Origin of the sequence: Neisseria sp. HMSC068C12, from assembly GCF_001814095.1 — a bacterium.
Taxonomy (GTDB): Bacteria; Pseudomonadota; Gammaproteobacteria; order Burkholderiales; family Neisseriaceae; genus Neisseria; species Neisseria perflava.
In genome coordinates this window covers 23,362-33,958 of sequence record NZ_KV814812.1, presented here as the reverse complement: position 1 = coordinate 33,958, position 10,597 = coordinate 23,362, and the positions used below count along the sequence as shown (strand labels likewise).

Here is a 10,597-nt window from a genome sequence, read left to right as displayed (position 1 = left end):
CAGGTCCCTGGTTCGAGCCCAGGTCGGGGAGCCAAATTTAAAAGCCTGAACTTCTGTTCAGGCTTTTTTACATCAATAAGGAACGCTTGTTCTTTCCCAAAGAAAGCCCATGAATCCTCATAATAAAAAAGGCCGTCTGAAACCCAAATCTGGCTTCAGACGGCCTTTTATTTATTTTTAAATCAACGGAAGAAGTCGCCCATGCCTGCCGGCAGGCCTTGGGTAAATGCACCCATGGTTTTGTTGGTCGTTTCTTCGGCTTTTTCAGAAGCGGCATTGATAGCGGCCAATACCAAATCTTCCAGCATTTCTTTGTCGTCTGCGGCTTCTTGAATCAAATCAGGGCTGATTTCAAGTTTGCGAACAACGTGCGAACACGTCATCACAACTTTCACCAAACCATTGCCTGCTTCACCTTCAACTTCGGTTTCAGCCAGCTTGGCTTGTGCCTTTTTCATGTTTTCTTGCATTTGTTGAGCCTGTTTCATCAGGCCGCCTAATCCGGCTTTTCCGAACATGTTTTACTCCTATGGGTTTGAATAAATGGGTTTCACTCATGCCGTCTGAAAAACGCTATTGCCTTTCAGACGGCCTTGTATGTCAGTATTTTAAGAATGCCCTACTAACTCTAAAGAATCCGGCAGCCATTGCGCTTCAAAGATTTGCAAAATTTTCTGCGCCGTTGTATCCGCTTCCAGCAAATCTTGCGCCTGCTGCCGTCCTTCTTCTTGAATACGTTTGCGGCGCATCACCGGCGTTTCCCAGCCTTTATCATCCTGCCAAGGCTCGGTTTGCAGCCTTAAATTGCCAAGATGGTAAGCCTCGCTCAACGTCTGGCAGATTTTGTCCAAGCGCTCTTTATTGGCAGTAGCTTTGGCCTCATCCGTCAACGACAGCATGATTAATCCTGCTTCCGTATCATAACTCGTCCATGCCGCATTTTGTGCCAACATCTGCGCCGCGCCTAATTTACGGGCAAATCGTTCGATAATGCTGTGCCAATTCTCAGTTTTAAACTCAGGCAAAGGAGCGAACTGAAGCTCTTCTTCATCTCCCTCCTCTTCTTCAGACACAACCGGCTGCAGTACTTCCATCACATCAGCACGGTGTGAATCTTCATATGCATATGCTTCATCAAAATACGGAGGTGGAATTTCCTCATCTATGTGCGGATATTCTTCCGGTTCAGGGGCCGTCTGAACTTTTGCAACAGGCAATGGCTCCGCAGTTTCTTGCATCTGCGCCGTTTGTGTTTGAGGCGGCTCAGCCGATACTTGGCTCGGCATGTCTTCCCAAGGCGGGACATCCCCCTGTTGTTGAGCAGACTGAATAGTTTCTTCAGACGGCCTTTCAACGATATCCTGTTTAGTCGGAACAGCCTCTTTCTCAACCGCCGGTGCTGCTATCGGCTCAGATTTCGGCAGCTGAAAAGGCTTTTTTTCGGCCTCAGCTTTCTGATGGTCGGAATGCAAATCCGTGTGTTCAATCTGACTTTGCGTATCGCAACCCGAAGCGGCCAACGGCGCAAATGCAAGCATGCGCAAAAGCGTCATGACAAAACCGGCATACTCGTCTGGAGCCAGCGGTAAATCCTGTTTACCATGAATAGCGCATTGATAATAAAGCTGAATCTGCTCGCCACTCAAAGCCTGACTTAATCGCTGCAAAGTTTCACGTTCAGGATCGTCATTTGCCAAGGCGGAAGGAATGGTTTGAATCAAAGCCAAACGTTGCAACAACATGGCCAATTCTGCCAACGCGCTGTCAAAACCAATCGCTCTGGCGGACATTTCCTGAGCCTTTTCCAGCAAGGCTTCCCCGTTTTGATTGATGATTCCTTCAAGCAATTCAAACAAGTATTGTTTATCGACCGCTCCGATCATCTGGCGGACATCTTGTTCGGCCACTTTACCCGAACCCATGGCAATCGCCTGATCTAAAAGGCTCAACGCATCGCGCATCGAGCCGGCGGCGGCACGGCCTAAAAGTTGCAAAGCCTGTGGCTGATAAGGAACGTTTTCACGATCCAAGACATGCGCCAAATGCTCGGCAACCTGCTGGGTTGTCATGTTGCGCAACACAAATTGCAAACAGCGGCTCAATACAGTAATGGGGACTTTATGCGGATCGGTGGTCGCCAAAATAAATTTAACGTGTTCAGGCGGTTCTTCCAAAGTCTTCAGCATGGCATTGAACGCGCTTTTGGAAAGCATATGCACTTCGTCGATGATATAGACTTTGTATTTACCCGCAGTCGGCGCGTATTGCGCGTTTTCCAACACTTCGCGGATATTGTCGATACCGGTATTCGATGCCGCGTCGATTTCCAATAGATCCACATAACGGCCGCTGTCGATTTGCGTACAGCTTTCACACTGACCGCACGGCTCACCATGCACGGCATTTTCGCAGTTCAGGCTCTTGGCCAAAATCCTGGCAATCGTGGTCTTACCCACACCGCGTGTCCCTGTCAGCAGATAGGCATGGTGCAGACGGCCTTCGTCCAGCGCGTTACGCAGGGCTTTGACGACGTGTTCCTGACCGACCAAATCGGCAAAGGTTTTCGGACGCCATTTTCGTGCAAGAACTTGATAAGCCATGTTGTTTCTCTACGGGAAATAAATCGGAAGGCCGTCTGAAAAGAATTCTCCGCTTTTTAGACGGCCTCAGAAAATGGCATATATTCTAGCATTTTTTTGATTTTTATTAAGGATTTTCTATCAAACCGACAGCGACAGCATGTCATTGCAATGTTAGAATGCTACATAAATGATAAGTAATTTGAAGTTTGAAACATCATGTCCGAAATCATACTACGCAACCAATCAGCCACTATGCAAGTAAATACAATGGGCGGATATATTGATTCCCTGATTCTAAAAGGATGGGAAGTCTTATTTCCGAAAACCAGCGTTCAAGTAGGCGATGACACAAAATTACGCGGCGGCATGCACGTCTGCCTACCTCAATTCGGACCTGACAGCAAAAATCATCTGGCCCAACATGGTTTCGGCAGAACTTCAGACTGGGAAATCCGCCATCAAAATGAATCAGATATCGGCTTAAAATTAATCAGCACAGAAAAAGGCTATGAACACGTCGAATGGTTGCTCGATTACAGTCTGCCTAACGAAAATGAAGCCATCGCCATCCTAACTGTCTGCAATTACGGCGAATCACCCATCCGCACGTCCCCAGGATTCCACCCCTACTTTACCGCCGCCGGCACACAATTTGATTTCAACGGCGCCCCATACGATGCCGACTATATCTCCCATACCGAATTTGTTTCCTCCGACCAGGATGCACACGTTGCATTTGACGGCTTGAAACTGGATATCCGTACCCACAATCTGCCTGTGTATGCCCTTTGGAGCGATCGAAACGGTCAATATACTTGTGCAGAGCCAACCGCAGAAGGCAATGCGTTTTTATCCCCTGCCCGAGGAGGACAGTTTGTTTCAGGACACAGCAAAAAACGTTACGCCATGAAAATCAGACTGATAGCTTAACCCCCTTTACAAATCCTCGATATTTAAAAACCACCCCAAAGGGTGGTTTTCTTATGGCTTACAGGCCATTGTTATTGATTGCATTCGCAATATCGCGTACCGCTGTTACATACATACGGCTGTGGTTGTATTGCCATACCGTGTAGAAGTTATTCAGACCCAAATAGTATTCAAATACGCCCGGGCTGGTCTCCAAAGCATACAGCACAGCTTTTTCATTATCGGCAATAGCAGCTTGAGGCACGACACCCAAAGCTTTGAAATCTGCGACAGTGCGCGTCAAGGCAGTTTTCTCATCGATAATCGCCTGCAAGTGCGGAGTAATCGTCAGACTTACCGGCACAACCATCTTACCGCCGGTCTGCCAGCCATGCTGTTTCATATAATTGGCGACAGAAGCCGCCACATCGCCAACATTATTCCAAATATCGCGATGACCATCACCATCATAGTCCACCGCCCATTTACGGTAGCTTGAAGGCATAAATTGCGGCATGCCCATCGCGCCGGCATAGCTGCCTTTGAAGTCAAAGATATTTTCTTTTTCTTCTTTTGCCATCTGCAAAAGTTCACTCAATTCATTTTGGAAAAACTCGGCACGGCGAGGATAATCAAAGGCCAATGTACTCAAGGCATCGGCAACGCGGAAGCTGCCTGTATTTTTACCATAATTGGTTTCAATCCCGAGAATCGCCACAATCAATTCGGCAGGTACGCCGTATTTGCGTGCCACATCATCAATTACGGCACGGTTTGCCGCATAGAATTGTCTGCCGCCATTAAATTTGGCTGCACCAGAGTTACCGGTGCGGAATTCATACCAAGGACGCGAAGTGCTTGGGCGGTACATAATGGTAATAATGTTGCCTTTATACACCACGCCATTAAAGAAATTGCGCAACTCTTCCGCACTGAAACGGCGATTTTTCACTTCATATTGGATAAACTGCTGAACATTGACGTTCTCATTAAAACCGCTGCTGGCAACAGATTCAGCCGCAGCATCAAATACAGGGCGTTTTGCAGAGGAAACAGGCTCGACAGGTTTTGCCGTATCAACAGCAGGCTTTTGCGGAGTGCCGCATGAAGCTAAAGCCAAAGCAGTCAAACCTATCCCAAAGATTTTGATTTTATTCATAAATAATCTCTTTACTAAATAATACGACAAACCCGAACACGAATGAATATTCGGCCAATACATCATCTCTTCCGCTATATTTCTAGACAGACTTAAAAATATAGACAAATCAATATTTACTTACTTCGGCTCAAGCAGATAAACAAGGCCGTCTGAAATTCAAGGAAACCCTTGATTTTCAGACGGCCTTGAATGAATCAATTACTCAGCGGCTGCAACAACAGCAACGGTAATTTTAGCAACAGCGTCAGTGTGCAGAGCTACTTCAACTTCGTATTCGCCAACAGCTTTCAACGGACCGTTAGGCAGACGTACGTTTGCTTTAGCAGCTTGGATACCGGCAGCAACAATCGCTTCAGCGATGTCAGCATTGGTAACAGAACCGAACAGACGACCATCAACACCGGCTTTTTGAGCAACAGTAATGGTTTGGCCTTCCAGTTTTTCTTGACGGGCTTTAGCATCAGCCAAGATTTCAGCTTGTTTGGCTTCCAATTCAGCGCGGCGTGCTTCGAATTCTTTCATGTTGGCTTCGGTTGCACGTTTTGCTTTACCGGCAGGGATCAGGAAGTTGCGTGCGTAACCGTTTTTAACGGTAACGATGTCACCCAAGTTACCCAGACCGCCGATTTTTTCTAACAGAATAATTTGCATGATTTAAACTCCAAAATTATTTGTGTTGATCGGTGTAAGGCAACAGAGCCAGGAAACGGGCACGTTTCACAGCAGTAGCCAACTGACGTTGGTAGTGTGCTTTAGTACCAGTAATGCGGGCAGGGATGATTTTGCCGTTTTCAGAGATGAAGTCTTTCAACAAATCAACTTGTTTGTAATCAACTTCTTGGATTTTTTCAGCCGTAAAGCGGCAGAATTTTCTACGTTTGAATGATTGACGAGCCATTGTCGTTTAACCTTTATATTCTTTAATGTTCTGTATGCGTAGTACCGGCTTGGGGAAGCGTTGGCTGCGTTGCGCCAAAAAACCTTCCGACTCGATGACTGCATCTTGCCGATACTGCCATTCCTCAGCCTGCTTACCTAAAATCCGCGCGGGAATTTCAAATTTGACCAGACATTTTTGTCCGTTTTCTTCCTGCCAAGATTCATGTTGCAACACAATATCTAAAACAGGGATTCCTGCCGGCGTATATCTCAAAGGCTGAACCTGCAAGATACGGGCGGTAAGCTTAATCAGATTGTTCAATCTTATTCAGCTGCTGCAACTTCTTCAGCTGCACCGTTCAGCAAGTTTTTTGCTTTTTCGCCGCCCAGCATTGGGGAAGCTTCAGTTACAGCGTGTTTTGTTTTGATGGTCAGGTGACGCAGTACGGCATCATTGAAGCGGAAAGCAGTTTCCAGCTCTTCAACCACTTCGGGAGTAGTTTCGATATTCATCAAAACATAGTGTGCTTTATGGATTTTGTTGATTGGGTAAGCCAATTGACGACGGCCCCAGTCTTCCAAACGGTGGATTTTACCGTTGGCTTCAGTAATCATGGTTTTGTAACGCTCAACCATAGCAGGCACTTGCTCGCTTTGATCAGGATGAACGATAAACACGATCTCGTAATGACGCATGTTATCTCCTTATGGATGATTAAAAACAGCCTTTCACCATGCGAAGTAAAAGGCAAGGCAAAGAGGCTGAATTTTATCCGTATTTCTTAAAAAATACAAGTCTGAATTCAAAATCCACTTTCTTTTCAATTAAAAAACAACATTAAGCCTTATGGTTATTTCCTAGCAATCCACTCAACTATCTGCCAAAAATCTGCTAAAATCTGCCCCATCCTAATAAATACAGCATCAGAAGGCACACAATCATGGCTCTTTTGCAGATTTCAGAACCCGGCATGTCCGCCGCCCCCCATCAACACCGCCTCGCCGTAGGCATTGATTTAGGCACAACCAACAGCTTGGTTGCCACAGTCCGCAGCGGCAGCGCAGTCTGCCTGCCCGATTCAGACGGCCGCGCCACCCTGCCTTCGGTTGTCCGTTATTTGGATGGCGAAGTTGAAGTCGGCAAAAACGCCCTTTCTGCCCAAAAAACCGATCCGTTAAATACAGTCAGCTCCGCCAAACGCCTGATCGGCCGTACCCTTACCGACCTCGCACAAGAGGCGCAATACCTGCCCTATCGATTTACACCCAATGAGCGCGTGGTTGAATTAAACACCCGTCAAGGTGCAAAAACGCCTATCGAAGTATCGGCTGAAATCCTCAAAGCCCTTAAATCGCGTGCCGAAGAAACATTAGGCGGTGATTTGGTCGGTGCCGTCATTACCGTACCCGCTTATTTTGACGACGCCCAACGTCAAGCCACCAAAGATGCCGCACGCTTGGCGGGCTTGAACGTCTTGCGCCTCCTCAACGAGCCGACTGCCGCCGCAATCGCCTACGGACTGGACAACGCCTCAGAAGGCACGTTTGTCGTTTACGACTTGGGCGGCGGCACATTCGACGTATCCGTATTGCAACTGACTAAAGGCCTGTTTGAAGTTAAAGCCACCGGCGGCAACAGCGCATTGGGCGGCGATGACTTCGACCATCGTTTGTTCTGCTACCTACTCGAACAAAACGACCTTTCCAAACTCAACGAACAAGACAGCCAGCTTCTACTTTCCCTTGCCCGTACCGCCAAAGAAAAACTGACCACTCAAACCGAAGCCGTCATCGAGACCATACTTTCAGACGGCCATAAAGTTCATACCGTCATTACCCGCCAAGAGTTTCACAATCTGACCCAAAATCTGGTACAAAAAACCATCGAGCCCGTCAAACAGGCTTTGAAAGATGCCGGCGTAACCAAGGCGGATGTCAAGGGCGTAATTATGGTTGGCGGCTCTACCCGCATGTTGCACGTTCAACAAGCAGTTGCCACCTTCTTTGGCCAAACTCCACTGAACAACCTCAATCCTGACGAAGTGGTCGCACTCGGCGCCGCCATACAGGCAAACGTCCTTGCGGGTAACAAAACCGACGGCGAATGGCTGCTACTTGACGTTACACCTTTGTCACTCGGATTGGAAACCTACGGCGGTCTTGCCGAAAAAATTATCCCGCGCAACTCCACCATTCCTACCGCACGCGCACAGGACTTCACCACTTTCAAAGACGGTCAAACCGCCATGACGATACACGTCGTACAAGGCGAGCGCGAACTCGTTTCCGACTGTCGCAGCCTTGCCAAATTTACCCTGCGCGGCATTCCGCCCATGGCTGCAGGCGCAGCGCGTATCCGCGTGACCTTCCAAGTTGATGCCGACGGTTTGCTGTCCGTTTCCGCACAAGAGCAAAGCACCGGCGTACAGGCGCAAATCGAAGTCAAACCTTCCTACGGCTTGGACGACAGCACCATCACTCAAATGCTCAAAGACAGCATGAGCAACGCCGCCGAAGACATGGCCGCACGCGCACGCGCCGAAGCCGTAGTCGAAGCCGAAAGCCTGACCGACGCCGTTAATGCTGCCCTTGAGTTGGATAGCGATTTGCTGGATGCCGAAGAGTTGCAACAAATTCAACAAGACATCGCCGTTTTGCAAGGCCGTCTGAAAGACGGCAAAGCCGAAGACATCCGCTCCGCCGTCGCCAAGCTCAGCCACAGCACAGACAACTTCGCCGCCAAACGCATGAACCGCAACATCCAACGTGCGTTGACAGGTCAAAGCGTTGATAATATTTGACGGCAAATGGTTTCAGACGGACTTTGATAAAAAGGCCGTCTGAAAAGATATCTTCATACAGAAATAAAAATAAAGGACAACAATGGAAAAAGCGGGCATTGTCTACCTGATGAAAACCGTCATCAAAGGCGTATATAAAATTGGTATTACTGACGAAAATAATTTTGAAACTAGAATGCGCCATTTGGAAAACAACGGCTACGCAAACGTTGCCGGGTTAGAACGTATTCTAGCGATTAAAACCGACAACTATAAAGAAAAAGAAACCTTACTTCATGAAATTTTCGGCAAAAGCCGAATAGGAGAAACTGAGCTTTTTGCAATTGATGAAAATCTTGTGAAAAGGCTTTTTCTCTCATTAAGAGGTGAAATTGTATTTCCTAAAAATGAAATAGCAGAGTTGGGTTTTGAAAAAACTGTCGAAGAACATCATCAAGAAAAAATTTTTGAAATAGACAGAAGTGCATTTATCTCCTTTATCAAAGAAAAGCACCAACAAAATCCTTCTATATTAAGAAATCTCATCTCTTCGAAAAATACACATAAACCTAAAAATTCCAAAGTCCGTCTCTATAAAGACGAATACTTTGGGAAAAGTGGAACAAAGCTAACTACTGAAATTGAAGAAGGTCTTCATATTTATACTACCTACTCAAAAGAAAATTTAGAGAAAGCTTACGCAGAATATTCAAAATTATTTGAATCACAATGAGACTCTGGCACCAAACCCTTATCCCCCTACTACCCCGCGCCCAGCTTTTGGGGCAACACCGCGAATGCGCTGCTTTACGCGGAGCGGGCTGGGGCAGACCGCATGCGACGGTTAATTACGTTTTTACCCATTCGCCCTACAAACTCTATCTGTATCACGCGTTGATTATGGAAGAGATGGAAAAGCGCGGTTACAAACCCGATACCTTATGGAAAGACCCGCTGTATCGCGGCAAAGCCGTTGCCCCATACCATTCGCACGCGGCTGAAACAGCTACTTCGCCGATTTATGCTGAACATGATGATGCTTACTTGGACGAATGTCTGGAAAATTTAAAAAGTAAAGGCATCATGTTATAAACCCATTTTTCAGACGGCCTGAATATTGAATACCCAAGGCCGTCTGAAACCACTTTAACCACAACCACTCTTAAACAACCGAGACAATAAAAATGCCAAAAATTACCGTACTCCCACACGCGACATTATGCCCTGAAGGCGCAGTTATCGAAGATGCACCGGAAGGCCAAACCGTCCTTGACGTACTGCTCGACCACGATATCGAAGTCGATCACGCCTGCGAAAAATCCTGCGCCTGCACCACCTGCCACGTGATTATCCGCAAAGGTTTTGACAGCCTGGAAGAACCGACCGAATTGGAAGAAGACTTGCTCGACCAAGCATGGGGCTTGGAAGCCGATTCACGCTTGAGCTGTCAGGCAGTCGTTGCCGATGAAGATTTGGTCGTAGAAATCCCCAAATATACGATCAACCATGCACGTGAAGACCACTAAAACAAGATTGTATGAAGAAGGCCGTCTAAAACCACAAATTCATGGTTTTCAGACGGCCTTTTGGTTATGCAGCAAACTATTTGATATGAGGGAAAATAAAACGCATACGCGAAATCTGCATGGAGGCCACTTTCTGCGTAGCGGAGTAATTTTCAATTTTTTCTTGCATTCTGATTTGATGCACATTGCCGTTATAACGGGGAGCCGCGTTTTGAGATTTGTTTACGGTCGGCAGTTCAGCCTCTACCTTCAACGCTTCCTCCGCCTCAATGGCCGAAAGTGCAGCCTCATCCCTTACTAAACCGAAACGCTCGATAATGGCATTGGCTTCATCTATATAATGAGATTTGTTTGCGCCATTTTCCAATACAGCATTTTCAAGCACGACCGACAAATGCTTGCCGCAATTTTCGATACGCTCTGCGATACGCGAATAAACCATCCAACGTTTCAACCTCAATGCGCCTGCATCGTCATTGGGTGAAGCGGCATCCAGTTTAATCAAACCATAATGCTTGCCGTAATACAGACGGAACACCAGCTGCTTCAAACCTTCTGTTTCGTCCAGCATCCGATAAAGTTCACGAACCAACAACAGCAAACGGTCGAATGCACCTGCTTGGGACAGATACTCCGGATCATCGGAAGCGAGCGCGTAAATCAGCTTGGACAGCTTGGCGTTGAGTGCGTTATTCATCTTTTTTCCTTTTATTTTTAAGCGATGGATTGTCTTAAGAGCCGTTCCAAAAAATTTGGTTG

13 protein-coding genes are annotated in these 10,597 nt (G+C 47.0%); 5 read left to right on the top strand and 8 right to left on the bottom strand.

Annotated features, from left to right (window positions below; all coding sequences use genetic code 11):
• Nucleotides 1-182: 182 nt before the first annotated feature.
• Nucleotides 183-518, bottom strand: a complete 336-nt coding sequence (locus HMPREF2952_RS04630) for a YbaB/EbfC family nucleoid-associated protein (RefSeq protein ID WP_003678854.1) — start codon at nucleotides 516-518, stop codon at nucleotides 183-185.
• A 90-nt stretch (nucleotides 519-608) separates the two neighbouring features.
• Nucleotides 609-2,600: a DNA polymerase III subunit gamma/tau gene (gene dnaX / locus HMPREF2952_RS04625; protein ID WP_049337069.1), complete on the bottom strand. Its 1,992-nt coding sequence runs from the start codon at nucleotides 2,598-2,600 to the stop codon at nucleotides 609-611.
• A 198-nt stretch (nucleotides 2,601-2,798) separates the two neighbouring features.
• On the opposite strand from dnaX, the gene HMPREF2952_RS04620 reads away from it, so the two are divergent.
• Entirely contained in the window at nucleotides 2,799-3,512 is a 714-nt protein-coding gene (locus HMPREF2952_RS04620) for an aldose epimerase family protein (protein ID WP_004519255.1), read from the top strand.
• Between the two features lie 58 nt (nucleotides 3,513-3,570).
• On the opposite strand, the gene mltB is transcribed toward HMPREF2952_RS04620, so the two are convergent.
• The 5 genes from mltB to rpsF form a co-directional block, all read right to left on the bottom strand.
• Nucleotides 3,571-4,650 carry a lytic murein transglycosylase B gene (gene mltB, locus HMPREF2952_RS04615; protein WP_049337071.1) on the bottom strand — a complete coding sequence of 360 codons (1,080 nt, stop codon included), beginning with the start codon at nucleotides 4,648-4,650 and terminating at the stop codon, nucleotides 3,571-3,573.
• Between the two features lie 201 nt (nucleotides 4,651-4,851).
• Nucleotides 4,852-5,304, bottom strand: coding sequence for a 50S ribosomal protein L9 (gene rplI / locus HMPREF2952_RS04610; protein WP_003678862.1), 453 nt, complete (start codon nucleotides 5,302-5,304; stop codon nucleotides 4,852-4,854).
• Between the two features lie 16 nt (nucleotides 5,305-5,320).
• The gene (rpsR, locus tag HMPREF2952_RS04605; protein ID WP_003678863.1) at nucleotides 5,321-5,551 is read right to left on the bottom strand and encodes a 30S ribosomal protein S18; all 231 of its coding nucleotides are present in this window, start codon (nucleotides 5,549-5,551) and stop codon (nucleotides 5,321-5,323) included.
• A gap of 6 nt (nucleotides 5,552-5,557) precedes the next feature.
• Nucleotides 5,558-5,860, bottom strand: a complete 303-nt coding sequence (gene priB / locus HMPREF2952_RS04600; protein WP_180947864.1) for a primosomal replication protein N — start codon at nucleotides 5,858-5,860, stop codon at nucleotides 5,558-5,560.
• On the bottom strand, nucleotides 5,857-6,228 hold the full coding sequence (rpsF, locus tag HMPREF2952_RS04595) for a 30S ribosomal protein S6 (protein ID WP_004519252.1): 372 nt from the start codon (nucleotides 6,226-6,228) through the stop codon (nucleotides 5,857-5,859). Before rpsF ends, priB begins: the two co-directional genes overlap by 4 nt.
• Before the next feature lie 245 nt (nucleotides 6,229-6,473).
• Between rpsF and hscA the strand changes: the two genes are divergently transcribed.
• The 4 genes from hscA (at nucleotide 6,474) to fdx (ending at nucleotide 9,838) form a co-directional block, all read left to right on the top strand.
• Complete coding sequence (gene hscA, locus HMPREF2952_RS04590) at nucleotides 6,474-8,333, top strand: Fe-S protein assembly chaperone HscA (protein WP_049337073.1); 1,860 nt, start codon at nucleotides 6,474-6,476, stop codon at nucleotides 8,331-8,333.
• An 82-nt stretch (nucleotides 8,334-8,415) separates the two neighbouring features.
• Nucleotides 8,416-9,045 (top strand): GIY-YIG nuclease family protein, encoded by a 630-nt coding sequence (locus HMPREF2952_RS04585; RefSeq protein WP_049337074.1) that lies wholly within the window; start codon nucleotides 8,416-8,418, stop codon nucleotides 9,043-9,045.
• Complete coding sequence (locus HMPREF2952_RS04580; protein WP_049337076.1) at nucleotides 9,042-9,404, top strand: TIGR02328 family protein; 363 nt, start codon at nucleotides 9,042-9,044, stop codon at nucleotides 9,402-9,404. The genes HMPREF2952_RS04585 and HMPREF2952_RS04580 overlap by 4 nt, the downstream gene beginning before the upstream one ends.
• Before the next feature lie 92 nt (nucleotides 9,405-9,496).
• The gene (gene fdx / locus HMPREF2952_RS04575; RefSeq protein ID WP_003686005.1) at nucleotides 9,497-9,838 is read left to right on the top strand and encodes an ISC system 2Fe-2S type ferredoxin; all 342 of its coding nucleotides are present in this window, start codon (nucleotides 9,497-9,499) and stop codon (nucleotides 9,836-9,838) included.
• A 76-nt stretch (nucleotides 9,839-9,914) separates the two neighbouring features.
• On the opposite strand, the gene HMPREF2952_RS04570 is transcribed toward fdx, so the two are convergent.
• The gene (locus HMPREF2952_RS04570) at nucleotides 9,915-10,535 is read right to left on the bottom strand and encodes a hypothetical protein (RefSeq protein WP_049337078.1); all 621 of its coding nucleotides are present in this window, start codon (nucleotides 10,533-10,535) and stop codon (nucleotides 9,915-9,917) included.
• Nucleotides 10,536-10,597 lie beyond the last annotated feature (62 nt).

What these genes read in the sequence shown, in the direction of transcription:
- HMPREF2952_RS04630 (WP_003678854.1), bottom strand. Translation starts at nt 518, where the DNA reads ATGTTCGGAAAAGCCGGATTAGGCGGCCTGATGAAACAGGCTCAACAA.
- dnaX (WP_049337069.1), bottom strand. Translation starts at nt 2,600, where the DNA reads ATGGCTTATCAAGTTCTTGCACGAAAATGGCGTCCGAAAACCTTTGCC.
- HMPREF2952_RS04620 (WP_004519255.1), top strand. Translation starts at nt 2,799, where the DNA reads ATGTCCGAAATCATACTACGCAACCAATCAGCCACTATGCAAGTAAAT.
- mltB (WP_049337071.1), bottom strand. Translation starts at nt 4,650, where the DNA reads ATGAATAAAATCAAAATCTTTGGGATAGGTTTGACTGCTTTGGCTTTA.
- rplI (WP_003678862.1), bottom strand. Translation starts at nt 5,304, where the DNA reads ATGCAAATTATTCTGTTAGAAAAAATCGGCGGTCTGGGTAACTTGGGT.
- rpsR (WP_003678863.1), bottom strand. Translation starts at nt 5,551, where the DNA reads ATGGCTCGTCAATCATTCAAACGTAGAAAATTCTGCCGCTTTACGGCT.
- rpsF (WP_004519252.1), bottom strand. Translation starts at nt 6,228, where the DNA reads ATGCGTCATTACGAGATCGTGTTTATCGTTCATCCTGATCAAAGCGAG.
- hscA (WP_049337073.1), top strand. Translation starts at nt 6,474, where the DNA reads ATGGCTCTTTTGCAGATTTCAGAACCCGGCATGTCCGCCGCCCCCCAT.
- HMPREF2952_RS04585 (WP_049337074.1), top strand. Translation starts at nt 8,416, where the DNA reads ATGGAAAAAGCGGGCATTGTCTACCTGATGAAAACCGTCATCAAAGGC.
- HMPREF2952_RS04580 (WP_049337076.1), top strand. Translation starts at nt 9,042, where the DNA reads ATGAGACTCTGGCACCAAACCCTTATCCCCCTACTACCCCGCGCCCAG.
- fdx (WP_003686005.1), top strand. Translation starts at nt 9,497, where the DNA reads ATGCCAAAAATTACCGTACTCCCACACGCGACATTATGCCCTGAAGGC.
- HMPREF2952_RS04570 (WP_049337078.1), bottom strand. Translation starts at nt 10,535, where the DNA reads ATGAATAACGCACTCAACGCCAAGCTGTCCAAGCTGATTTACGCGCTC.